Origin of the sequence: Parendozoicomonas sp. Alg238-R29, assembly GCF_947331445.1 — a bacterium.
Taxonomy (GTDB): Bacteria; Pseudomonadota; Gammaproteobacteria; order Pseudomonadales; family Endozoicomonadaceae; genus Sansalvadorimonas.
The window spans coordinates 18,668-41,934 of the sequence record NZ_CAMZOG010000026.1; the positions used below are offsets into that span (position 1 = coordinate 18,668).

The window sequence follows — 23,267 nt, forward strand, 5'->3', positions numbered from 1 at the left end:
AATAATTACAAGAATGAGCCTGCCTATGCTTGCAACAGAATCAGAAACAGAAACAGAAACAGTAGAGCTTGAACAGCTTTCCGATGACGATATAAACCCTGGCCCTAGTGGCGAACTAACGCTGCAAATTCCGGCTATGCCCCGGGATACAAACCCGGACAATGATATTTTTGGTGGCTGGGTGGTTTCTCAGATGGACATGGCCGCAGAGATTACTGCCCGTGCAGTAGCCAAGGGCAGAGTGACGACCGTTGCCATTCACCAGCTGACTTTCCTTCGTCCTATTGAAGTAGGTGATATGGTTAGCTGCTATACCACCGTAACCAATGTAGGTAGCAGCTCTATTCATATAGAAGTTTGTGTGTGGGTTCGGACAGCCAAAGAGCAAGAGCCGCAAAAAGTGACTGAAGGTACCTTTGTATTTGTAGCAATAGATGAAAACCGTAGAACCCGCAGAGTCGGTTAATCATAGATGCTGTTTAACCGGCTCTGTGATTTCAGGTGTTATTCAACGCTTGTCGTGCATTCAAGAACATCAGGGATCGCAGCTTTTAACTGCATTCCTGATTCTAGCGACCCGACTCCCGCAGGAGTTCCAGTAATAACCACATCGCCGGGTTCCAGAGTGAAATATGTGCTGATGTAACAAATTAGCGGAAGAATACCGTTCAGCATCTGGGAACTGTTGCCATCCTGGCGCAGTTTTCCATCAATATGTAATTGAACAGGAATATTTTCCCAGTCTTCAATACGTTCAGCAGGAACAAAACCTGAAAGTGGGCAGGAGCCATCAAAACCCTTGGCCTTTTCCCATGGATGGCCTTTCTCTTTCAGTTTGCTTTGCAGATCCCGGAGAGTGAGATCCAACGCAACGCCAACTCCAGCAATCCCTGCTTTAGCTTCACCTTCCGATACATCTCTCAGCTTAGAACCAATTAAAACGGCAATTTCCGTTTCATAGTCAACTCTGCCAAAACCGGCTTTAAGTATAATTTCCTGCTCAAGGGGAACAATAGAAGAAGCTGGCTTCATAAACAGAAGGGGTTCAACGGGAATAGGATTATTCAACTCTTTAGCGTGTTCTGCATAGTTACGCCCCACACACACAACTTTACCCACAGGCAGTTCAACGGCTTCGCCGTTTAACCAGAAATGTTTGTACATATATCCCCCTCAAACTTCCCAAACACAGGCTTTCTTCTATTCTTGCAACCTGTCGAACTCAGTCGATTTTAGCGATAAAAAATCTGACAGGCTGTCTAGCTTTCTGGAAGGAGCGGTATGAAGTCAAGAAGCATCTTTATTATGCTGGTTTGGTTTTTCATAACTTCAACATCTGCCGCAGACAAAAAAGATAACTGGCAGGACTTTCTGGGGCACACCAGAGCATACCCGGCACCGGCACTTAATGGAGATATATCTCCACCATCTCCGGGGTATATTCTCGTTTCGCAGATTCATCTTTCGCGCCATGGCTCCCGATATACCCTTCATGCAGACGAGATAACCAAACTGCACTCTGCGACCCACCTTACTTTTACTCAGGGAACACCAACTTCGGAAGGCCAAACACTCTTAAAACAAATTGATGCTTTTACCAACTGGTGGCAAGAGCCACCAGAAAAGCTAGCCACTCTCACACCAATAGGTTTTCAGGAACAAATCGAGCTGGGTGAGCGGATGGCAAAAAGATTTATAGAACTGCAACAAACTCCAGGAACACAGGTGAGAGTGCGATCTATTAATTCCGGCACGAAGCGTACCCAAGAAAGTGAAGCCGCTTTCTTGTTTGGAGTCTCAAAAGCTTTTGCGACCCTCACAGAGCAAGCAGTACAAATCAGTAACCATCATTCCTATAGAGATTTAGCTGTTACAAATCCTCACGACTATTACAACTACAAGTTTCACAACCAAAAGGTGAAAGCTTTCGGCATTCAGAAGGTCGAAGAACTCTGGCAGAAGCATCCACAACAGCTGTTCAACTTTGCAGAAAAGCTTGTACAGGGTTTAAACAAAAACGATGCAATAACACTGGTTAAAAGCCTTTACGGCTTTTGCCGTTTAGATGCGCCACAGGGAATGATCTGGCAGTTATGCGCACCTTTTGAGACATTCGCCGAAACTGAAAACAGCAAAGAGTTTTTCTCTTTCCTTGGACAGATAACCCAGACATACAGTTTCTATAGTGTTGGTCCGGCACTGGAAACCAAAGGTGGAGTCTATGCCCTCGGCCTGCCCGTGCTGCAGGATTTTATCTGTTCCGCAAAACAGGCTATTGAAGAGCCAGACACAGCACCTCATATGGACTTGCGCTTCAGCCATGATGTAACCCTTATCTCATTTCTATCGGTTCTCGGACTGGTAAACACCCAAGGCAATAACGATCAGCGACTGGCATCCTTTTCTGCATCAAACCTGATACCCATGTCTTCCCATGTTGTATGGCAAATATGGCAAAAAGGATCCGATATCCAGTTGCGCATGATGTTTAATGAACACCCCATCAGCTTTCAGGTGCCAGAGTGTGACAAGAGCACACTCTGCTCCTGGAGTAGGGTCAGAGAGCATTACACTCAAACACAGTTCCAAACATTGCAACTGCATAAAACAATGTTGAATTTCAGATAAGGAAGCTATTCCCTCACCAGAACCTGCTGGTCTATGATGGGAATGCAAGGCAACGGAAAGTTGCCACTAATGGAGAAAAACCATGAGTGAAGAACTTCAGGTCAGAATCCAGGATTTACACGACATGCTTGAGGGGCAGCCGGTTGATGATTGCACTGCGGCTTCTTTAAAACAAATCACCACCGAGCTACAGCTGGCACTTGCACAAGCTGATGGAACTATCCCCCAGGAAGCCTACAACGAAGAGCTTGAGAAAGAAGCTTTACGTTTTGCCGAAGATCACCCCGCGATCGCTCAGGCTGTACGACAGATAATGAATACCCTGGGAAATATCGGCATCTGACATCTTCAGGTGTACAAACGAACAACTGCTATGCTTTCGGCCCTGCATTTGTTCGCCGATGGGATGTTCAGACATGTCTGACGATATTGCCTTCAAGATCCAACTTGGCTTAATTCTTCCAAAGCTTAAAAGTCAGGCTCCGGGGAGTTGCTTACTATTCTCCGGGAGCTGGTACAAATAATCAGTGCAGGCCACCTTGACGATGAGGGACCTGTAGAGATAGACCAGGTTAAAGAACTCTTTATGAAGGATCTGGAAATCCTTCTGGATAAAGAAATCTTTCCAGTTATTGAGAAAGAGCTGGCTCCTGACGTCGAAGACGCACCAGAAGAAAACAACACTGAAGAAAATGATGAGACTGAAAAGTCACCGGAGCCCGAGTAATTCAGGCTCTTCGAGCCCTCTCTATGACTGATCAAATACCTTGCCCGGGTTCATAATCCCACTCGGGTCAAAGACCTTTTTGATTCCTCTCATAAGCTCAATTTCAACTTCGCTTCGCGTATAAGTCAGATAGTCTTTCTTAAGAAGCCCGACACCGTGTTCTGCGGAAACAGAACCGCCATAACGCTGAACAATTTCAAAGACCCATTTACTGACACGACTACACTGTTGTAGAAATTCACCTTTGTCCAGAGAGTCCGGCTTAAGTATATTCAGATGCAAATTGCCATCACCAATATGACCGAACCAAATGATTTCGAAATCCGGATACTCACGGGAAACAACACTATCAATCTCAGCAAGGAACTCTGGAACCTTGGAAACAACAACAGAAATGTCGTTTTTATAAGGCGTCCAACGAGAAATGGTTTCGCTGATGTCTTCACGACATCGCCACAAGTTCTCCAACTGAGAAAGGTTCTGACTCATAACACCATCCAGTACCCAGCCCTGCTCCATGCAATATTCAAACAATTCCATAGCTGTGTCTGACACAGCATCACTGGTGCACTCAAACTCTAACAAGGCATAAAACGGCGTTGGGGTTTCAAAGGGGCGAGGGATACCACTGTGTTCAATAACCTTACTCAATGCTTGCTCAGAGAAGAATTCAAATGCTGTGAGGTCAATCTTCTGTTGGAAGTTTTCCAGAATCGACATAACGGCATTCATATTCTCAGCACCCAGCATTAAAACTGTCAGATCCTGAGGAGGACGAGCCAGCCGCATTGTGGCTTCAACAACAAAACCCAGAGTGCCCTCACCACCGATAAACAACTGTCGTAAATCGTAGCCTGTGTTGTTCTTGACCAAGCCACCGTTCAACTCCAGAAGCTCACCCGTTCCGGTCACAACTTTTAAACCGGCAACCCAGTCGCGGGTCATTCCATAGCGAATAACCTTAATGCCTCCGGCATTGGTAGAAATATTGCCGCCCAGCTGACTGGAGCCGCTGGAAGCAAAGTCCACCGGATAGAAAAGCCCCTGTTCTTCCGCAAAGCACTGCAGTTGTTCGGTAATAACTCCCGGGCCACAGACAACCGTTCTATCGATAGTATTGAAATCACGGACGGTGTTCATCCGGTCAAACGCTACAACGATCTCACCATTAACAGCCACTGCCGCGGCACTTAAACCGGTACGACCACCAGACGGCACCAGTCCAATACTATGTGCACGAGCAAAGCGAACAACAGCCTGAACCTCTTCAATAGAGGAGGGCAGCACAATAGCCAGTGGTTTGGGGTCATGGAAACGAGTCCAATCCCGACCGTATTGGAGAAGAGAATCATCATCGATCAGTATACGGGGAATCTGGTCGGAAGCTTCTGACAGGGTGGCTTCAAGAAGGCTCACTAACTGCTCTTTATTCATTCTTCTGTGCTGCCTGTTACCGGTTTGCTGAGTGACTTCGGCGCCATTGTACGCATTTGCCGCAACTTTTTCTTTGATCGGCGATAATTTCCGGGAATCCCTATGGTAGACTTGCCATCCCGGTTGAGGGGCCGGGGCTATAAATACAACCAAACGCAGTCAGGAAAAGTGAGCATGGCCACAACTTCACTCGAAAAGGGCAAAATCCGTTTTTTGCTTCTTGAGGGCGTTCATCAGTCTGCCGTGGATTCACTGCAGGCCGCCGGGTATAACAATATCGAGTATCTGAAAACATCCCTGCCGGATGCAGAACTCAAAGAAAAAATCGCCCAGGCACATTTCGTAGGTATTCGATCCCGTACCCAGCTGACCAAAGAAGTATTTGATGCCGCTGAACGGCTGATTGCTGTTGGTTGCTTCTGTATCGGAACCAATCAAGTTAATCTCACTGCCGCCACCGAGCGCGGTGTTGCTGTATTTAACGCGCCTTATTCCAACACTCGTTCTGTTGCAGAACTGGTGTTAGCCGAAGCAATTATGCTGGCTCGCGGTATTCCGGAGAAAAATGCTCTGGCTCACCGGGGAGGCTGGCTCAAGAGCGCTGCCAACTCGTTTGAAGTCCGTGGAAAAACGCTTGGCGTTATTGGTTACGGAAATATCGGTTCTCAGCTCAGCGTTCTGGCTGAATCCTTAGGCATGAAGGTTATTTTCCATGACACTGTGACAAAGCTGCCTCTTGGCAATGCTTCACAGGCTGAGTCTTTGGAAGAACTACTTGCCACATCTGACATTGTATCGCTGCACGTTCCGGAAACAGCTGCGACCCAGTGGATGATTGGCGAGAAAGAGTTAGCGGCTATGAAGAAGGGCAGTATTCTGATTAATGCTTCCCGCGGTACAGTCGTGGATATTGATGCTCTGGCCGTATCCCTGAGAGACAAGCATCTTCTTGGTGCCGCAATTGATGTGTTCCCAGTTGAGCCACGATCCAACAACGATGAGTTTGTATCACCGCTGCGCGAATTTGATAACGTGATTCTCACGCCTCACGTTGGCGGAAGCACACTGGAAGCCCAGGCTAATATAGGTAAAGAAGTTGCAGATAAGCTAGTGCGTTACAGCGACAATGGAACGTCTTTGTCGTCTGTGAATTTCCCGGAAGCCTCTCTGCCGACCCATGAAGGAAACCACCGTATTCTGCATGTGCATCAGAATATTCCTGGAATTCTCAGCCGCATTAACCAGATCTACTCCGAGCAGGGCATCAACATCACTGGTCAGTATCTACAAACCAATGAGAGCGTTGGTTATGTAGTTACAGATTTGGAAGCTCACCACAGTGCAGAAGCTATTGCCAAGTTGAGGGAGATTGAAGGGACAATTCGTTGTCGTGTGCTGTATTAATTGGTTTTACTTAAAGATACTGCCGTGGTGCAGTATCTTTAAGTTTTAACAATGAAGAGACGAGGACATCGCTCGCATTTAATGCATGTATTTTTCTTTTAATTCAGGCCAGGCTTTGTTGGCCTTATCGATATGCCCTTCGTAATTTTTCATCCAGCGTTTGTTAATTGATGGGTTGTGATTCAGATAAAGCTCACCATCAATGATTTTCCAGTGCTGAGGACTCCCCCGGTAAAGCATACTTTTTTCTGACACCGCCCAGGCACAATGCCCGCCATACTTGGGAGCGTATTTTTCAGGATTGGCTTTAAACATTTCCCGATGCTCTTCACTCACAAAACGCCAGTTCACACCGCTCCATTCCCACGAATATTTTCGCTTCCCTTTTACAGCTTTTCCCATCGTGAAATAAGCCACAGTATCAAACCCACCAACGGCAGCATTACCCATAAACGTTGTGTAATACTCGCTGGTAGCCGCATTCGCGCCACCAAAAAAACCTGTAAAAACAAGAACAAAAGCCAGAAGTGAAGATTTCCAACCAAACAAGATCACGGCTATTCCTCCATGAACAACACCATACCCTGAAAGAATAGCCTGTCAGAAATTTGTCACTTTCGGGCTAACCGATAGAGAGCCTGAATTTCATCAGCCCAAATCGTTTCATCAATGGTTTCCAGAACCATGGGAACATTGTTAAAACGAGGGTCTTGCATGATATAGCGAAAGCACTCCCAACCGATTTCACCCTCACCCAAGCTGTGGTGCCGATCTTTTCTGGAACCAAGCGCACCCTTGGAATCATTGAGATGCATGCCTTTCAGGTATTGAAAGCCAACCAAACGCTCAAATTCGGCAAAGGTCTTCTCGCAGGCTTCATACGTTCGAAGATCATAACCCGCTGCGAAGGTATGGCAGGTATCAATGCAAACACCCACACGGCTTTTGTCATTAACACCATCAATCATTATGGCGAGCTGTTCAAAATTCCAACCCATATTACTGCCCTGGCCAGCTGTATTTTCAATAACGGCAATAACCCCTTCAGTACGATCCAATGCAAGGTTTATAGACTCCGCCACTTTCTCGGCACATTCCTCTTCACTGATTGTTCGTAAGTGGCTGCCAGGGTGGAAATTCAGACGGTCGAGCCCTAACTGCATGCAGCGCTCTATCTCGTCGATAAAAGCGTTACGGGATTTCTCCAGTGCTTCAGTTTCCGGATGACCCAGATTTATCAGGTAACTGTCATGGGGAAGAATCTGCTCAGGTGCAAAGCCAAATTCTTCGCAACGCTCTTTAAACAGTTGAATGTTTTTTTCAGTCAGAGGTTTTGCATTCCACTGGCGCTGATTTTTGGTAAACAGGGCAAAAGCGCTCGCACCGAGCTTATGAGCGTTCAACGGAGCATTTTCGACGCCACCAGCGGCACTGACATGGGCACCCACAAACTTTCTTTGTAACAAACCTGAATCTCCAACATATTTGGATATATTATGCCTGAGTTAATCACGCTAACTGAGATGTTCTGAATTTAGCTGGGCTTAAAGACTCCTATGTTCACGGAAGTTTGGAGTCAGACAATGTTACCCTCAGCATTCACATATCCCTGTTCGCCACAGCCCACACAAAGTGCTACGCATTCACCGCCGGACGACATACTCACCAGCTGGTATAGCGAACTCCCAAATCACCCAGATCCGGTTACGCCCCTGACCCTGGAAAACAACGAAATACTCTGGCAAGCAACACGAATATCACTCAACTGGAAAGGCAACTCTCTCTTTGAGGGTGTCGCCAGCGGCACACCTTATGAAGACGATCTGAACAACTTTTATACAGCTGTCACTGAGAACCCTGGATACATTGTTAATCTCGCCAACAGGTTCAGCTATATGGGTCTTGAAAAGGAGAAGAATGAAGAGTTTTGTACGAATAGAAACATCCAGTTTCAATTCGCCGGCTCTTCTTTTTGCGGAACAGGTATGGTGGCAACATCGCGCTCCCTGACTCTCAACAACTGCCCTGACCAAATCCCATCACTGGAAGTCACTGGTTGGGGAAGTATGCAAGGGTTAAACCCCGACGACATTCACCACCTTATTAGCTGGTATCTGCCCTATAAACATAAATCCGGAATAGTGCATTGCTACCAAGGTTTAGGACGAACAGGTGTTTTTATTATTGCTGCCGCGCTATATCAGCAGCATACCCATACGCCTCTTACTCAGGAAGTATTACGCCCGCTCATTGATAATCTGATAACTCAGGCACGAAAACAGAGAGATCCCAAGGTTATTGAATCCGGGGGCCAATATGCCTGCCTTTATCGTTATGGAGAGTGGCTCTGCAAGGGCTTAAATGACAAGCAACCCGACAAACCTGCCGCTTCTTCCTGATCTGCCTGTTTCTATTATTGGTATACAAACAATAAAAACGTGTATTGCATCATGGCAGAAAAACACTCCCAGAAAACGGCCTGGATTATTGGGGCAAGCTCTGGAATCGGTAGGGCTTTAGCCCTCAAACTTGCATCAGGCGGACACCGAATTGCTGTCAGTGCTCGTTCAGCCCAGCAACTTCAGGAGCTGGCTGCAGAGTCTGCCAATATGGCCGGAGAGATCATCGCAGTCCCCCTTGATGCTACCAGTTTTGAGCAGTTTCAACATGCAGCCAAACAGGTTGAAAAAATCCTTGGAAGTGTTGATACCGTTCTCCACAACGCGGCCATTTACAAACCAATGCCTCTCAAGGCTTTCAACGCTCCAGAAGCTAATCGCATTTTTTCTCTCAATATTGAGTCTGTTACTAACGGTTTGGACATTTGCCTTAACGCCCTGACGACAAAGCCACGGCAAATCATTATCACCACCAGCCCATCCGGTTATCGTGGAATGCCAGGTGGCGGTGCTTACGGTGCAAGCAAAGCTGCATTAATGAACCTTGCAGAAGGGTTGCACGCTGAATTGAAAAGCCAGAGCATTGCTATGCGAATCATTAACCCTGGCTTCGTAGAAACTCCACTCACCAGCCAAAACCGTTTCCATATGCCGTTTCTGATGCCAGTGGATAAAGCTGCCGGACGTATTGAAAAGTACTTCTGGAATGGGCCATTTGAAATCTATTTTCCCAAACGCCTTATATTGCCTCTTAAAATCATGCGCATCCTGCCTACAGCATTACTGTTAAGGCTTTCTAAAAAACTGACCCCACCAAATTAAGTTCTGCCCATTATTGCAGTATCTGTGAGGTTACAGAACATTCCGTAACCTCTTCAGATCAACGTCTAACCCTGATTTCGGGGCGGTTTCTGCCCAAGAGATAGCAGCCAGCCCAAGGAGAAAAACCAGTAAAGAACTTTGTAACCGCCCCATTTACATCATCCCATTATTCAAATAAGCATGATATCCAGGCGGTTCATAACGAACGAAAGGGGGATTGTGTTACAGCGTATTTCTCAGCCCCAGCTCTTCGGGGTATGGCTTCAGGTAAACCTGATCCTTCACATACTGGCTACCGTGAATGTTCAGGAAATGACTCAGCATGGTCACTGGTACAATGAGAGGGATCATGCCCGTACGATACTGTTCAATAATCTCCAGCAGTGTCTGCTTGGATTCATCACTCAGATCCTTTTTCATGTAACCCAACAAATGAAGCAGAACATTGGTATGGCTTTTCCTGTTTGCCTTACTGCGCAGAGTTTCCATAAACAGGGAAATATATTCTTCCGCCAGCTCTTCTACAGGCTTTTTCTTACCAATAGATACCATTTGCCCCAACTTCCGATAGTTCTGTGGACTGTGAGCCATGATCAAATATTTATAAGCTGAGTGATACGCCACCAATCCGGCATAGGTTGGTTCATCACGCATTTCCTGCTGCCAGCGATGCCAAGCAAAAACCCGGGCAAAAAAGTTATCTCTCAGAACCGGATCATGGAGTCGCCCCTCTTCTTCAACAGGTAACAACGGTGAAGTTTCCATCAATGTGCGGGCAAACATTCCCGGTTCGCTGCGTCCTAAAGGGTGCCCATTTTGATGATAAACTTTAACTCGATCCATTCCACAGCTGGGGGATTTTTGCATCAGAATATAACCACTAATATCCCTCTCCAGGTTTTTGGCTGTCTCTCGCCCGAAGTCAGCAAGCTTATCAGTGACATCGATATCAGGATGATCTGAACCAACCACTCTGTAATCACCTTCCGCATCACCTACCAAACGTATGGGTTCACGGGGAACGCCCAAGCCAATTTCAACTTCAGGGCAAACTGGTTTCAAATGAAAAAAACGAGTCAGGCTGTTAGCCACAAAACCAGAGCGCTTATGATCGCCGTTATAGCGAACTTTCTGACCAGCCAGGCAAGCACTGATGCCAAGGGTAATTTCTTTTTCTGGTTCTGAGCGTTCTACGATAGCCATGATTTCCCCATCTCCCTGCATGAGCTGCTTTTATGTAAATAATTATAGGGATACTGCTCGTTAGTACAGCTTTCTCTTTAGTTAACTGATCAGCTTCCGACGCTCTTAGGCGTGCAGAAAGTTGATATCCAGTATAAGAAGTAAGAAAACAATTGGGTCAACACCAACAAAGCTAGAACTCACCAGCACTTCTATGACTCTGATGATGGCTCCGATTTCAATTTTTTACGACTAAAAAACACCCAGCCAACTGATTGACGCTAGAATATAACGAGAATTACATTTCCAGCGTACTGGCTAACTCTAAGAATGGTCATGCGAAACAAGAATCCTCTTAATATTAATGCAAGTGTGAAGTGGTTCGTTATCGACGAATCCCGCGCTGCGTTTCGCCTGCACTTTTGATTTCCCCCGGTCAGCTCACTGACCAGTTTTCACTGTCAATTCAGCGCTGCTTTTCACTGCATCCAGAACCCGGCAGCGTACAACTGATACTTTGAATTTATGGAAATCAAAATGAAACGTATCCCTGAACCTTTCCGCATCAAAATGGTTGAACCAATTCGCATGACCACTTTTGAAGATCGGCAAAAGGCTTTGATTGAGGCGGGCTACAACCCTTTCTCGCTGAAAAGTGAAGATGTTTATATCGATCTGCTAACCGACTCTGGCACCGGAGCCATGAGTGACCGCCAATGGGCCGGACTCATGATGGGTGATGAGTCCTATGCTGGCAGCCGCAACTTCTTTAATGTGGATAAGAAAGTTAAAGAGTTGTTTGGTTATGAGTACACTATTCCTACTCATCAGGGTCGTGGTGCCGAGCAGGTGCTGTTTCCCTGCCTGATTGAACGAGTCAAAGGTGACAAACCAGCCTTCATCTCCAACTATCACTTTGATACCACCGCTGCCCATGTGGAACTGAATGGTGCCAAAGCGATCAATACTCTGACTCCAGAAGCCCTGGATACCACGTCTTACTATGACTGGAAGGGCAATTTTGATCTGGAAGCTCTGGTAAAAACCATTGAGCAGCACGGAGCAGAAAATATTGCCGGTGTGATTATTACCGTCACCTGCAACAGTTCCGGTGGCCAGCCAATATCCATGGCCAATATCAAAGCAACCAGTGAAATCGCCCATAAACATGACATTCCCGTTGTTATTGATTCTGCCCGGTTCTGCGAAAACGCCTGGTTTATCAAGCGCCGTGAAGCTGGTTATGAGAACAAAACAATTAAGGAAATCATCGGTGAAATGTACTCCTATGGAGATATGCTCACCATGTCGGCCAAGAAAGACCCCATGGTGAATATTGGCGGCCTGCTCTGCATCCGCAAGGATAAAAAGTTATTCCAATCCTGCCAAATCCGTTGTGTACCCATGGAAGGTTTTGTGACTTATGGCGGCCTGGCCGGCCGGGATATGGAAGCCTTGGCTGTTGGTCTGGAAGAGGGCACCGACGAAGAATTCCTCAATTACCGTATTGGGCAGGTGGAATATCTTGGTGAACGCTTGCGTAAAGGCGGTGTTCCTATCCAGTACCCAACTGGAGGGCATGCAGTCTTTGTTGATGCCAAACTGATGCTGCCTCACATTCCTGGCCACCAGTTCCCTGCACACACACTGGCTAATGAACTGTATCTGGAAAGTGGTGTACGTGGTGTAGAAATTGGCTCCCTGCTGTTAGGGCGTGATCCGGAAACAGGTGCACAGAAACCATCGCCTCTGGAGCTGTTACGCTTAACAATTCCTCGTCGTGTATATACCAATGACCATATGGATTACATCGCTGATGCGTTGACTTCTGTTGCTCAGAGAAGTGAACAGATTAAAGGTCTGAAATTTGAATATGAACCTCCTGTACTACGCCACTTCACTGCACGATTGAAGCCTGTCAGCCACTGATAACAAGGTTCACTAAAGCTTACCGGTGTAACCATAAGGGAGCTGAAACCTTGCTTAAGGAGAGGCAAGACTTTCATCTTTCCAGAGGTAATGATCACTATCGCGACCTATGGTAGATGCCGTTTCAAATAATCGGGTATATCACGCACAGCCAAATAGCTGGCGCCATGATCAATCAGTTCGTCGTAAAGGTTTGCCAGCTTGCCTTAAAATTTCATAGTTGCCTTTGCATGCTGTCACACAAACTTAGCCGACGGGTGACGATCTGAAGGTAATAAGGTGAAGGCAATAAAAAAGCCGCTGAGATTGCTCAGCGGCTTTTCTGTAGTACAGAGCCTATACCTTACATAGTTTCAGTGAAGGTACGGGTGATAACATCCATCTGCTGTTCACGAGTCAGGGAGTTGAAACGTACAGCGTAACCGGAAACACGGATGGTCAGGGAAGGATACTTGGCAGGATTTTCCATCGCGTCCTGCAACATCTCCTTGTTCATAACGTTGACGTTGAGGTGCTGACCACCTTCACGCTCAGATTCGTTATGGAAGTAACCGTCCATCAGACCAGCCAGGTTCTTCTGACGGCTGTTGTCGTCCTTACCCAGTGCTTTAGGCACGATGGAGAAGGTGTAGGAAATACCATCCTTCGCGTACTCAAATGGCAGCTTGGCAACGGAGCTCAGGGATGCAACAGCACCACTGGTGTCACGACCATGCATTGGGTTAGCACCAGGGCCGAAAGGCTGACCTGCACGACGACCGTCTGGAGTGTTACCAGTCTTCTTACCGTATACCACGTTGGATGTGATGGTCAGGATAGACTGAGTCGGTAAAGCACCACGGTAAGTCTTGTGAGACGCAACTTTCTTCATGAAGCGCTCAACCAGATCACAAGCAATGTCGTCTACACGGTCATCGTTGTTACCGTACTTGGGATAATCTCCATTGATTTCGAAATCAACAGCGATACCATTTTCGTCACGCACGGGCTTAACTTCGGCGTACTTGATAGCGGCCAGAGAGTCAGCAGCGATGGACAGACCAGCAATACCGCAAGCCATAGTACGGAACACATCACGGTCATGCAGCGCCATCAGCGCAGCTTCATAGCTGTACTTGTCGTGCATGTAGTGAATGCAGTTCAGGGCAGCAACGTATTGAGTGGCCAACCAGTCCATAACGTTGTCGAAACTGGTCATCACTTCGTCGTAGTTCAGAACTTCAGAAGTAATCGGCGCAGTCTTAGGTGCGATTTGGGTCTTCAGTTTCTCGTCCACACCACCGTTAATGGCGTAAAGCATAGCTTTACCCAGGTTGGCACGGGCACCGAAGAACTGCATCTGCTTACCAACAACCATTGGTGATACACAGCAAGCAATCGCGTAATCATCACTGTCCATATCAGGACGCATCAGATCATCGTTTTCGTACTGAATGGAGCTGGTGTCGATAGAAACCTTGGCGCAGTACTCTTTAAAGCCCTGAGGCAGCTGCTCAGACCACAGAACAGTGATGTTTGGTTCAGGAGAAGGACCCATGGTGTACAGAGTGTTCAGGAAGCGGAAACTGGTCTTGGAAACCAGAGTACGACCATCCAGACCCATACCAGCAACAGATTCAGTCGCCCAGATAGGGTCGCCGGAGAACAGTTCATCATATTCTGGAGTACGCAGGAAACGCACCATACGCAGCTTCATTACGAAGTGGTCGATGTATTCCTGAGCATCAGCTTCAGTGATAGTACCGTTTTCCAGGTCACGCTGGATGTAGATATCCAGGAAAGTGGAAACACGACCCATGGACATTGCAGCACCGTTCTGGCTCTTAACCGCGGCCAGGTAGCCGAAGTAAGTCCACTGAACAGCTTCCTTAGCATTAGCAGCAGGACGGGAGATATCACAGCCGTACTTCTGAGCCATGGTTTTCATGTCACCCAGTGCGCGGTACTGATCGAAGATCTCTTCGCGCAGCTTGATGGTATCTTCCAGAGCTTCACCAGAGCACAGCTTCTCTTCGAGAGATGCGTGCTGGGCAGCCTTATCCTTCATCAGAAAGTCGATGCCGTAGAGAGCAACACGACGGTAGTCACCAATAATACGACCACGGCCGTAAGCATCTGGCAGACCAGTCAGAACGCCGGACTTACGTGCAGCACGAATACCGGCTGTGTAAACATCGAAAACACCCTGGTTATGGGTCTTACGGTATTCAGAGAAAACCTTGTTGGTATCTGCATCCAGTTCACGGCCATAAGCCTTGCAGGAGCTTTCTACCATACGAATACCACCATTAGGCAGAATCGCACGTTTCAGAGGCTTTTCAGTTTGCAGACCAACGATGCTTTCGAGGTCTTTGTTGATATAACCAGCATCGTGACTGATGATGGTAGAAGGCATCTTGGTATCGAAATCAACCGGTGCATGAGTACGGTTTTCTTCTTTAATACCTTCCAGAACGTCAACCCACAACTTGTTAGTCGCATCTGTTGCGCCAACCAGGAAGTTGCCATCACCTTCATACGGAGTGTAGTTCTTCTGGATGAAGTCACGAACGTTAACAGAACCATTCCACTCGCCGTTAACGAAGCCTTCCCAGCTATTGTTTTGGATGTTTTCAGTAGTCATATTATTTGCCCTCGATCGCTGTTATGGCAGCGTCATAAGTCAGGGAACAAGTCACCAAAACGCTGATACCGTAAAGCATCCTCCCGCTTCCGGCCTCAGTCATCCTGGCAACTAAATAGGTTTATGCGCTCTTCGCGTCTTCTTCAGCCTTGGCCTGGATTGCAGTCAGGGCAATGGTATAGACGATGTCATCTACCAACGCGCCACGGGACAGGTCGTTAACAGGCTTGTTCAGGCCCTGCAGCATAGGGCCAACGCTCACTACGTTGGCGCTGCGCTGCACAGCCTTGTAGGTAGTGTTACCAGTGTTCAGATCAGGGAATACGAACACTGTCGCACGGCCAGCAACGGAGCTTCCTGGAGCCTTGCTGTTGGCAACAGATTCAACGGAGGCCGCGTCGTACTGCAGAGGACCGTCGATTTCCAGATCAGGGCGACGTTCCTGAGCGATGCGAGTTGCTTCTCGCACCTTCTCAACATCAGCGCCCATACCGGAAGCACCGGTGGAGTAGCTGATCATGGCAACGCGAGGATCAATACCAAAGGACGCAGCAGAGTCAGCGCTCTGAATGGCAATGTCGGCTAACTGCTCAGCAGTTGGGTCGGGGTTAACGGCACAGTCACCGTAAACCAAAACCTGTTCCGGCATCAGCATGAAGAAAATAGAAGAAACATTGCTGGCTTCCGGCTTAGTCTTGATCAACTGGAAAGCGGGACGAATGGTGTTAGCGGTAGTGTGTACGGCGCCAGATACCAGGCCATCCACATCATTCGCTGCCAACATCATAGTGCCAAGAACAACAGTATCTTCTAACTGGGCTTCCGCCATAGGAGCGGTCAGGCCTTTGCTCTTGCGCAGCTCAACCATAGGCTCAATGTACTGACCACGAATCTTATTCACGTCCATGATTTCCAGCCCTTCAGGCAGGGTAATACCTTGAGCTTCTGCAACATTGCGGATAGTGTCCGGATTGCCCAGCAGAACGCAGTTGGCAATACCACGCTCTTGGCAGATAGCAGCAGCCTTGATGGTACGAGGTTCGTCACCTTCAGGCAGAACAACGCGCTTGTTAGCGGCCTGGGCCTGGCGCATCAGCTGGTAACGGAAAGCAGGAGGAGAGAGGCGCTTCTCACTGGTCGTCGCAATCATGCTCTGCAGAGCATCAACATTAATGTGATCGGAAACAGCTTCCATCACCTGCTCAATACGTTCCAGATCATCGGAACGTACAGCAGAACTCATTCGATCAAGGCGGGTAGCCGTTTTGTAGGAACCGTCTTCAATCATCATAACTGGCAGGCCGGATTCACCCAGAGACTTCTCAACCAGCGCCTGAATACCTTCAGCAGGCTTAACACCACCAGTAATCAGAAGACCAGCCAAAGGCACACCGTTCTGGGCAGCCATGCAGGAAGCCAGAATCACGTCGTCACGATCACCGGAAACAACAACCAGAGCGCCAGGCTTGAGCAGGTGGCTCATGTTAGCGGCTGTGCGGGCACACAGTACGCAGCTGGTTACACGACGGGTTGCGATTTCACCAGCGAACAAAATTTCTGCGTTCAGATCGTTAGCAACATCTTTGGTACGAACAGCAGACAGTTCACTGCGCCATGGGATGTAGCCCAGAGGAAGGGAGGCAGTTTTTTCCAGACCTGACAGAGCGTTATAGGTGTTTTCGCCACCCAGCTCGTCGAAGGTTTCAGTGTTCAGCTTGTTCAGAACGTAGCCAAGAATATTCTTGCCGTTCAGACCACCGTAGTTGTCTGCAGCAATGTTCAGCTGATCAACAATATCACTCAGGCTTTCACCTTGTTCAGCCTGACCAACCAGAATGACTTTAGCATTCAGGTTTTTAGAAATTTCAGCGTTCAGGCGACTCATGTAAGGCGCGTTGCGAGTGGGCACCATACCTTCAACAATCACAACATCTGCGGCTGTGCAAATACGGTCGAAGCTGCTGACGATCTCTTCCATCATGATATCGCGTTTGTTAGCACCCAGAAGATCTTCAGCGCGGCTGAACGGAATTGGATCGGCTGGTTGCTGGGACATGGTCGCATGAACCATTTCCACAGAGTGCTCAGGACCAGCAATTTCGGTCTGGGCGATAGGCTTGAAGAAACGAACACGACAGCCCAGCTTGTCGAGGGCGCGTACGAGTCCAAGGGAGACAGAAGTCAGACCAACACCATAGTGTGTTGGCGCAACATAAAAGGTATGCATGATCTCTCGGGTATCCGGTATATAACCCACTAGTCAGGCTCAGACAGGATCACTACCTGAGCCACCTGAATTCCGGGGAGGCTGGTTGTTTAAAGTTAAACTCAGCCTTCTCCGAGTTTGCGCTGGCGGATGTAAAGATAAACCGTGTGTCGGGAGACACCCAGTTTCCTTGCCACCATTGGCACACTTTCTTTGATGTCGAAAATGCCTTTATCAAATAAAGACATAATGATGTGCTTGTTTTTCACTTTGTTTGACAGCTTTTGATTACTGTTAACTTCAGCGATCGTGCGATCTACAGTGCTTTCCACTAAGTCATCAACACTGGAGGGGAAGTGTCCGGCAACAGGAGTATTATTCATTCCCTGCAGAACAAAAGCCTGCATGAAATCACTGGCCGGTACGCTCATATTGATGTTGATGCACAACATACCCACGGGCTGGTTGCTGCTGTTACGAATCACCATACTAGTGGATTTGAACAGCTGACCATCCTGGGTCTTTTTGCAGGCATGGCGTATATCACTGCCTTCCTGCAAAGCAATTTCGTGAAGTTGCTTGAGAGCTTCTTCGGTAATAGGGCTATCAACGTCTCGTCCGGTTGCCACACCGTTAGCAATTTTCACAACGGAGCGTGCTGGATCTTCCAATGAGTGCAGAGCAACTTCACAAAAAGAACCAAATACACTAGCGACGCCGTCTACCACTGTTTCCATGGAACGGATAATTTTACGATCATCATCGCTGAAGGCTCGGCGCCACATGGAAACATCTTCGGGAACTGCCACTGCATCTTCAATCATCGGTTAAGCCTTAAACCCTGAACAACAGGAATATCAGGTTTCTATATGGCTCCATTCCGCATAATTTTTTTGTTGAAGAACAATGCAAACAGTACGAATGAGCCAAGCGAGAACAGTCTTCAATTTGCGCTCAACTATAGTTGAAAGAGTTGAAATTGGGATTGTTGCAAATCAATAGACTTTTAGTTTTTTACTTCGAGTTGAACATGGAAAATCGTACCTTTTACCTATTGTGACGACCTACCAGCCAACTTAGCAGAGGAAAATACCTGCATACTTTTTGATCACCCATATGTAAACAGGAATTGACCAAGGGCGTTGCGGACTCACTTTTAAGACAATATTCCGATTTTCACTTACAGTTGCCGCTACTACGTAAACTTCAGGCTCTCCAACCCTCAATGACACCAAACTCCTACCTGATTCCAGACAAGACAGCTGAAACAGAAGAAAGTATTAAGAAAAGCCGCTTTATTACTTACATTACCCATACTTGCGGCCGAGAAAAAGCTCAGGAATTTATCCGATCAATGCGACAACAACACCCGGATGCCAGACACCACTGCTGGGCTTTCATTGCTGGTTCCCCAAATGATGCTCAACAATGGGGATTTAGTGATGATGGGGAACCTTCAGGCACTGCTGGCAAGCCAATACTCGCCAGACTGTGTGGTTCTGGTATAGGTGAAGTCTGTGCCATCGTCGTACGTTATTCCGGCGGCATAAAATTGGGAACGGGGGGGCTGGTACGTGCCTATGGTGGTGGAGTGGGTGCATCTCTTGCAGTTCTGGAGACAACTCTCAGGGTTCCACAATCAGAGTTACAACTCTCGTGTAGTTATGACCAGTTGAATGACATCCAACATATTGTTGGTCAACATAAAGGGGCTGTTGTCGAAACAGTTTATGGTTCTTCCCTTGAGTTAAAGCTCTCTATTCCCACCTCACAGGTATCGCTCTTCAAAGACCACCTGATTAATTTTTTCAAAGGAAATATTGTTATAGCTTCCAGCAAGATACATTGAAGTTCTCACGGATTATTAGAAACTCTTTTTGTATTTTTCTACACAACTGCTAGTTTCAAAATTTGTAGTACTCGGCGCTGCTTAAGGGAATAAGCGGTTTGTTGCCAGGCGGCCAAACTCAAACGAGCCAAGATACCTACAAATGAAAAAACTACTCTCGATACTGGCAGTTGTTAGCACACTCGCTACTTTCTCAGTGCATGCCAATACCGGCATTGCTTTCGTTCATGGAACCAGTAATCAAACCAATGCCTACGATGATTACTGGACAGGCAGTTTTATAAATTCAGTAAAACAGGGGCTGCCCAATGCGAGCAATTACACTGTCATTAATTGCGACTTTCAGCAGTACATGTGGCATCCAGATGCTGCAGGTTGCCTTGCAGGACAACTGACCAGCTTTATTCAGCAGAAAAATATTTCCAGCCTGATTGTGGTTACCCACTCAAATGGTGGCAATGTTATGCGCTGGATTCAGTCGAACCCGACCAGTGACTCCCGATACCCTAACATAATCAACGCCACCAGCCAGATTATTGCACTGGCACCGTCAAGTCTTGGCACTCCCCTGGCTGACGCAGCAACGCAGGGCACAGTGTTTGAACAACTCATTGGAGGTTTTTTAGGATACGGCAATGATGCCGTTAAAATGCAGCAGACTGGCTGGATGGCTAACTACAACGCCCAGTATCTCTACGGTACGTCTGGCCGTCCAAATCTGCCTAATACATTCCGGTCTGTTGTAGGCTCTGACGTAGAGTCTGCAGTCTGGGACAGTGATAGTTACTGCGGTGGTTATTCCAGGCAGGTAGGCCTTGAATTCACTCAGAACTGGCTGGACAACTGCTCCGATGGCTTTCTAAATTGCACATCTCAGGCCGGCGCAGGTAGCGTGTGGTTTTATGACAAGAGCCGTACCAAAGGCAAAGAACCTCTCAGTCATAACCAAAGCCGACGGAAGTGCTTCAACCTGGATACAATCCTTCGGGCAGAGGTGCAAAACAGCCTATGAACACGCTTGCCGCACACTCACAACCATTACGCTGGTTTCTGTGTGCAGTAAGTTTTACAGGGGTGGCTTTCGCCACTCTTGTTGCTGCAACAGATATTCCTCAACCTCCGGCGCCAGCAATCACGACTGAAAAACAAACCATCCACATGAGTTTTCCGGGTAACGGCGAGCTCTGGAAGGGAAACTCACACAAGCAGCAGGTTAATCTCAAAAGCGATGAGTACTGGTTTCGGATTTCCGGAGAGCAGCTTTCAAAAGGTGTTGACTTGGATATCAGCCATCCAGGAGCACTGGTTCGGCTCACGTCACTGGTTAAAAATTCCAAACGTGCAATAGCCATTAACCCTGAAGAGCTGGAAATCTATAAAGACTTCGAGAAACAGGAAAAAGCGATTGAAAGCCTTGTCACAGAGGAGCAGTTATCCAGCACTATTATTTTTCAGGGTTCCGCAGCTTTTCGCTTTAATCCAAAATCAGGAACCGGCCGATTCAACCTTCGTTCCACTCAAAGGCTTGTGGGAGATGACTACTACATTATCAATGTGAAAGAAAAAGGCAGTGATCGGATTCTTCATCTATCCACCAGCAACCTGACTTTGTTTGCCGGAGAAAATTTCAACTTTGAAGCATTGATCAAAAAAGAAAAGCAGGCCATCACGGATGCTGAGTATCAAGCCTACCTCGTAAGCCCTTCTGGGCAGACTTACGATCTGAGCCTTCTGGAAGAAAAAGAAGGTCAGTGGCAAACACTGCTCCCTTCCAGCATACAGACTCTGACTCCTGGTGAGCTGTACGAGCTATTCATTAATGTAACAGCTGGCGAAGAAGATCAGTTAGTAAGGCGTTCGGCAAAATTACCTTTCGCGCTTGCTTCACAGACCGCAAAGTTCCAAAACATCATCCCAATTATGACTGCCGGTATAGCTGCCACAATCAACCTGAGTGTTTCTAAAGAAGGGCGCTACGGTTTAAGAGGCTCTATTTACGGAACCAATGCCGAGGGCAAACTGGTATCCATTATGCGCAGCCACTCAGCCTACTGGCTTGAGGCGGGCGGACAAAGCATCAATTTGGCCTATGATGAGAGTATTCTTGAAAAAAGCAATATGCAGCCGCCCTATAAGTTGAAGGATCTTGTACTGATTGATCAGGGAAAACTGGCTGTTCTCCACAAACAAGCACAGGTAGATTGAGCTGACAGACAGGCTCTCTGTGTACAACACCAAGAGCCTGTTTTCACTCAGGGATCCACCATGTTCCCCGCCGCCCGCATGACAGACATGCACGTTTGCTCCATACAAACCCAGCTCTACTACTTATTCCTCACGTTGGCGGCTCGATAATGCCAATACCCAACACTGTTTTGATAGGCAATTTACCGGCAGAAACAGTGGGTCAGCCATGCATCTGTGTAGGCCTACCTAACCTTATTCTGACAGGAAGTTTCACGGTTTTAATGTGTAATATGTAATAGGCCTACCGCCCGAATAACGTCACCTACGGCTCATGGCGGAACAGTTGTGATGGGCTGGCCTACGGTTCTTGTCGGAGGATAGAAGTCAGACAACTACACTAAAAGGAATCAGTAACCGTAGTTCCAAAGGTGGTACTCGCAGTAAACAGGGAGGTTGTTGTGGGTTTCTTTTCTCAAATTGCACATGCTGTTGGTCTCAAACATTCGAGTCTTGGGCATAAATCCCCAGCCAACGCTAACCCGGTTGCTGGTCATAATCGAGGTAGGGATGTTCGACCATATCCTGCCCAGCCTTACTTTCAGCAACATGTTTCCATGCGTCAGAGTGGATTTTCACAGCAAGTGTCTGTTGATTTATTCAGCCGCCCGGTACGTACAGTTCCTCCCCAGAACTACTTTAACCAGCCGCAGGCGATATATGCACAGCAACAGTCATATGTGAACCTTCCACCTAATACAACTTATTCAACGCCCGGATTCTCAGTCTCGCATTATTCATCGCAACCTTATGCTACATCCCAGAACCATGGTTACGCACAAAATAACCTGGCTAGCTGGCCTGCATTCTCACAACTCCAAAACGCCCAATGGACCGTTCTTTCACCTGGGCAAAGTTATCATTCTGAAGCGTTGACGGTTACCAATCGCAGTTCATATAACCCGCAACAAAGAGTAGCGGCTGAATTTCAGCAACATAAGGCTGAGTTAATGGGTGGACATCCCCGAACACAAGACAGCCCCCCGCCCTATAGCCCTCGAAGCTCTCAGCCAACACCTACTAAGCCTTCAAGCTCAGTAAAACCACCAGTTTCACCTCCAACTCCACTGCCATTTGAACGGCCTGCCGTTCCACCTCGCCCCAGAGTAAGAGTGCAACCAAGCGTGCCGAATACTCAAAATGACAACGCATCAATTACTCAAAAGCAGTTGAGTTCAGCTAAAGCCAAACTTGATATTCCTCCTGAGCAAGAACTGTCTAGGGAAACTGTGAAAACAGCATCTGATGCCGCTCTTGAAAAGCTGTCTTCTGATATGAAACTACTAGAGGAGGAGAATGGATCTCTTATACAAGATCTTGCTCCAACTCCCAAAGCAGACGAAATCCTTGCTTCGAAGAGAATCCCCTCAGAAGACATTTCACAGATGGACGATGCAAAAAAACTGAAAATAGCCGGCCTTATGCTTAAAGCAAGAGAAAACCAGATTCGGGAATCTCAACAATTGTTAACCTCAGCGTTAAATAGCCCCGGACGTGTAGAACCCTCTAAGCAGGATATAAATAATGCGCTGGCGTTGTTTGAAATCCCTAAAGATAAGCCTCTGACAAAAGCCGTGTTAGATGATGCTTATGCAGAAGTTCTCGATGACCTGTCTCATTTTACCGAAGAAGTCCGCACTGGCGATGAGGAAGATCTGGAAGGGATCCTGGAACAGACAGGGCTAGCAACTGAAGCTGAACTAAGCCCCATGTCTCAAAGCGATATGCGAGATATGGCCAATCGTCATCTTGATAAAAGGCTGGACGCGATGGATGCCGCATACCAGTTGCTGAAAAAGCTTGTGAGATAAACCTGAAGA

Annotated in this window: 21 protein-coding genes; 13 read left to right on the top strand and 8 right to left on the bottom strand. The window is 47.4% G+C overall.

Features of this window, described 5'->3' with window-relative positions; all coding sequences use genetic code 11:
• Positions 1-25 precede the first annotated feature (25 nt).
• Positions 26-466 carry an acyl-CoA thioesterase gene (locus QMA35_RS08630; protein WP_281646741.1) on the top strand — a complete coding sequence of 147 codons (441 nt, stop codon included), beginning with the start codon at positions 26-28 and terminating at the stop codon, positions 464-466.
• Positions 467-504: 38 nt separating this feature from the next.
• Here QMA35_RS08630 and QMA35_RS08635 read toward each other — a convergent pair whose 3' ends face one another.
• Positions 505-1,164, bottom strand: a complete 660-nt coding sequence (locus tag QMA35_RS08635; protein ID WP_281646742.1) for a fumarylacetoacetate hydrolase family protein — start codon at positions 1,162-1,164, stop codon at positions 505-507.
• A 117-nt stretch (positions 1,165-1,281) separates the two neighbouring features.
• On the opposite strand from QMA35_RS08635, the gene QMA35_RS08640 reads away from it, so the two are divergent.
• The 3 genes from QMA35_RS08640 to QMA35_RS08650 all read left to right on the top strand — a co-directional run bounded on the left by QMA35_RS08640 (position 1,282) and on the right by QMA35_RS08650 (position 3,355).
• On the top strand, positions 1,282-2,628 hold the full coding sequence (locus QMA35_RS08640) for a histidine-type phosphatase (RefSeq protein WP_281646743.1): 1,347 nt from the start codon (positions 1,282-1,284) through the stop codon (positions 2,626-2,628).
• Between the two features lie 82 nt (positions 2,629-2,710).
• Positions 2,711-2,971 (top strand): DUF4404 family protein, encoded by a 261-nt coding sequence (locus QMA35_RS08645; RefSeq protein WP_281646744.1) that lies wholly within the window; start codon positions 2,711-2,713, stop codon positions 2,969-2,971.
• 147 nt (positions 2,972-3,118) lie between these two features.
• The gene (locus tag QMA35_RS08650) at positions 3,119-3,355 is read left to right on the top strand and encodes a hypothetical protein (RefSeq protein ID WP_281646745.1); all 237 of its coding nucleotides are present in this window, start codon (positions 3,119-3,121) and stop codon (positions 3,353-3,355) included.
• Between the two features lie 21 nt (positions 3,356-3,376).
• Here QMA35_RS08650 and QMA35_RS08655 read toward each other — a convergent pair whose 3' ends face one another.
• On the bottom strand, positions 3,377-4,789 hold the full coding sequence (locus QMA35_RS08655; protein ID WP_281646746.1) for an FAD-binding oxidoreductase: 1,413 nt from the start codon (positions 4,787-4,789) through the stop codon (positions 3,377-3,379).
• Positions 4,790-4,963: 174 nt separating this feature from the next.
• Here QMA35_RS08655 and serA point away from each other — a divergent pair, with 174 nt between their 5' ends.
• On the top strand, positions 4,964-6,193 hold the full coding sequence (gene serA, locus QMA35_RS08660; protein ID WP_281646747.1) for a phosphoglycerate dehydrogenase: 1,230 nt from the start codon (positions 4,964-4,966) through the stop codon (positions 6,191-6,193).
• A 78-nt stretch (positions 6,194-6,271) separates the two neighbouring features.
• Here serA and QMA35_RS08665 read toward each other — a convergent pair whose 3' ends face one another.
• Positions 6,272-6,748: a YHS domain-containing (seleno)protein gene (locus QMA35_RS08665; protein WP_281646748.1), complete on the bottom strand. Its 477-nt coding sequence runs from the start codon at positions 6,746-6,748 to the stop codon at positions 6,272-6,274.
• Positions 6,749-6,804: 56 nt separating this feature from the next.
• On the bottom strand, positions 6,805-7,659 hold the full coding sequence (gene nfo, locus QMA35_RS08670; protein ID WP_281646749.1) for a deoxyribonuclease IV: 855 nt from the start codon (positions 7,657-7,659) through the stop codon (positions 6,805-6,807).
• 117 nt (positions 7,660-7,776) lie between these two features.
• Here nfo and QMA35_RS08675 point away from each other — a divergent pair, with 117 nt between their 5' ends.
• Positions 7,777-8,592: a protein-tyrosine phosphatase family protein gene (locus QMA35_RS08675; protein ID WP_281646750.1), complete on the top strand. Its 816-nt coding sequence runs from the start codon at positions 7,777-7,779 to the stop codon at positions 8,590-8,592.
• 51 nt (positions 8,593-8,643) lie between these two features.
• Entirely contained in the window at positions 8,644-9,414 is a 771-nt protein-coding gene (locus QMA35_RS08680) for an SDR family NAD(P)-dependent oxidoreductase (RefSeq protein WP_281646751.1), read from the top strand.
• Between the two features lie 222 nt (positions 9,415-9,636).
• Here QMA35_RS08680 and QMA35_RS08685 read toward each other — a convergent pair whose 3' ends face one another.
• Complete coding sequence (locus tag QMA35_RS08685; RefSeq protein WP_281646752.1) at positions 9,637-10,617, bottom strand: DUF523 and DUF1722 domain-containing protein; 981 nt, start codon at positions 10,615-10,617, stop codon at positions 9,637-9,639.
• 516 nt (positions 10,618-11,133) lie between these two features.
• On the opposite strand from QMA35_RS08685, the gene QMA35_RS08690 reads away from it, so the two are divergent.
• Complete coding sequence (locus QMA35_RS08690) at positions 11,134-12,525, top strand: tryptophanase (RefSeq protein WP_281646753.1); 1,392 nt, start codon at positions 11,134-11,136, stop codon at positions 12,523-12,525.
• Between the two features lie 343 nt (positions 12,526-12,868).
• Here QMA35_RS08690 and pflB read toward each other — a convergent pair whose 3' ends face one another.
• The 3 genes from pflB to QMA35_RS08705 all read right to left on the bottom strand — a co-directional run bounded on the left by pflB (position 12,869) and on the right by QMA35_RS08705 (position 18,178).
• Positions 12,869-15,148, bottom strand: a complete 2,280-nt coding sequence (gene pflB, locus QMA35_RS08695) for a formate C-acetyltransferase (protein ID WP_281646754.1) — start codon at positions 15,146-15,148, stop codon at positions 12,869-12,871.
• 121 nt (positions 15,149-15,269) lie between these two features.
• Positions 15,270-17,375, bottom strand: a complete 2,106-nt coding sequence (pta, locus tag QMA35_RS08700) for a phosphate acetyltransferase (RefSeq protein WP_281646755.1) — start codon at positions 17,373-17,375, stop codon at positions 15,270-15,272.
• A 101-nt stretch (positions 17,376-17,476) separates the two neighbouring features.
• Positions 17,477-18,178, bottom strand: a complete 702-nt coding sequence (locus QMA35_RS08705; RefSeq protein ID WP_281646756.1) for a PAS domain-containing protein — start codon at positions 18,176-18,178, stop codon at positions 17,477-17,479.
• 401 nt (positions 18,179-18,579) lie between these two features.
• Between QMA35_RS08705 and QMA35_RS08710 the strand changes: the two genes are divergently transcribed.
• From QMA35_RS08710 to QMA35_RS08730, 5 genes are all read left to right on the top strand, one after another.
• Positions 18,580-19,203 (top strand): YigZ family protein, encoded by a 624-nt coding sequence (locus QMA35_RS08710; RefSeq protein ID WP_281646757.1) that lies wholly within the window; start codon positions 18,580-18,582, stop codon positions 19,201-19,203.
• A 142-nt stretch (positions 19,204-19,345) separates the two neighbouring features.
• Positions 19,346-20,215 carry a hypothetical protein gene (locus QMA35_RS08715; RefSeq protein ID WP_281646758.1) on the top strand — a complete coding sequence of 290 codons (870 nt, stop codon included), beginning with the start codon at positions 19,346-19,348 and terminating at the stop codon, positions 20,213-20,215.
• Positions 20,212-21,408 carry a DUF4785 domain-containing protein gene (locus QMA35_RS08720; RefSeq protein ID WP_281646759.1) on the top strand — a complete coding sequence of 399 codons (1,197 nt, stop codon included), beginning with the start codon at positions 20,212-20,214 and terminating at the stop codon, positions 21,406-21,408. The genes QMA35_RS08715 and QMA35_RS08720 overlap by 4 nt, the downstream gene beginning before the upstream one ends.
• Before the next feature lie 149 nt (positions 21,409-21,557).
• The gene (locus QMA35_RS08725; protein WP_281646760.1) at positions 21,558-21,686 is read left to right on the top strand and encodes a hypothetical protein; all 129 of its coding nucleotides are present in this window, start codon (positions 21,558-21,560) and stop codon (positions 21,684-21,686) included.
• 162 nt (positions 21,687-21,848) lie between these two features.
• On the top strand, positions 21,849-23,258 hold the full coding sequence (locus tag QMA35_RS08730; RefSeq protein ID WP_281646761.1) for a hypothetical protein: 1,410 nt from the start codon (positions 21,849-21,851) through the stop codon (positions 23,256-23,258).
• The last annotated feature ends 9 nt before the right edge of the window (positions 23,259-23,267 follow it).

What these genes read in the sequence shown, in the direction of transcription:
- QMA35_RS08645 (WP_281646744.1), top strand. Translation starts at nt 2,711, where the DNA reads ATGAGTGAAGAACTTCAGGTCAGAATCCAGGATTTACACGACATGCTT.
- QMA35_RS08725 (WP_281646760.1), top strand. Translation starts at nt 21,558, where the DNA reads ATGCCAATACCCAACACTGTTTTGATAGGCAATTTACCGGCAGAAACA.
- QMA35_RS08630 (WP_281646741.1), top strand. Translation starts at nt 26, where the DNA reads ATGCTTGCAACAGAATCAGAAACAGAAACAGAAACAGTAGAGCTTGAA.
- serA (WP_281646747.1), top strand. Translation starts at nt 4,964, where the DNA reads ATGGCCACAACTTCACTCGAAAAGGGCAAAATCCGTTTTTTGCTTCTT.
- QMA35_RS08635 (WP_281646742.1), bottom strand. Translation starts at nt 1,164, where the DNA reads ATGTACAAACATTTCTGGTTAAACGGCGAAGCCGTTGAACTGCCTGTG.
- QMA35_RS08640 (WP_281646743.1), top strand. Translation starts at nt 1,282, where the DNA reads ATGAAGTCAAGAAGCATCTTTATTATGCTGGTTTGGTTTTTCATAACT.
- pta (WP_281646755.1), bottom strand. Translation starts at nt 17,375, where the DNA reads ATGCATACCTTTTATGTTGCGCCAACACACTATGGTGTTGGTCTGACT.
- QMA35_RS08690 (WP_281646753.1), top strand. Translation starts at nt 11,134, where the DNA reads ATGAAACGTATCCCTGAACCTTTCCGCATCAAAATGGTTGAACCAATT.
- pflB (WP_281646754.1), bottom strand. Translation starts at nt 15,148, where the DNA reads ATGACTACTGAAAACATCCAAAACAATAGCTGGGAAGGCTTCGTTAAC.
- QMA35_RS08675 (WP_281646750.1), top strand. Translation starts at nt 7,777, where the DNA reads ATGTTACCCTCAGCATTCACATATCCCTGTTCGCCACAGCCCACACAA.
- QMA35_RS08685 (WP_281646752.1), bottom strand. Translation starts at nt 10,617, where the DNA reads ATGGCTATCGTAGAACGCTCAGAACCAGAAAAAGAAATTACCCTTGGC.
- QMA35_RS08705 (WP_281646756.1), bottom strand. Translation starts at nt 18,178, where the DNA reads ATGATTGAAGATGCAGTGGCAGTTCCCGAAGATGTTTCCATGTGGCGC.
- QMA35_RS08710 (WP_281646757.1), top strand. Translation starts at nt 18,580, where the DNA reads ATGACACCAAACTCCTACCTGATTCCAGACAAGACAGCTGAAACAGAA.
- QMA35_RS08720 (WP_281646759.1), top strand. Translation starts at nt 20,212, where the DNA reads ATGAACACGCTTGCCGCACACTCACAACCATTACGCTGGTTTCTGTGT.
- QMA35_RS08655 (WP_281646746.1), bottom strand. Translation starts at nt 4,789, where the DNA reads ATGAATAAAGAGCAGTTAGTGAGCCTTCTTGAAGCCACCCTGTCAGAA.
- QMA35_RS08680 (WP_281646751.1), top strand. Translation starts at nt 8,644, where the DNA reads ATGGCAGAAAAACACTCCCAGAAAACGGCCTGGATTATTGGGGCAAGC.
- QMA35_RS08715 (WP_281646758.1), top strand. Translation starts at nt 19,346, where the DNA reads ATGAAAAAACTACTCTCGATACTGGCAGTTGTTAGCACACTCGCTACT.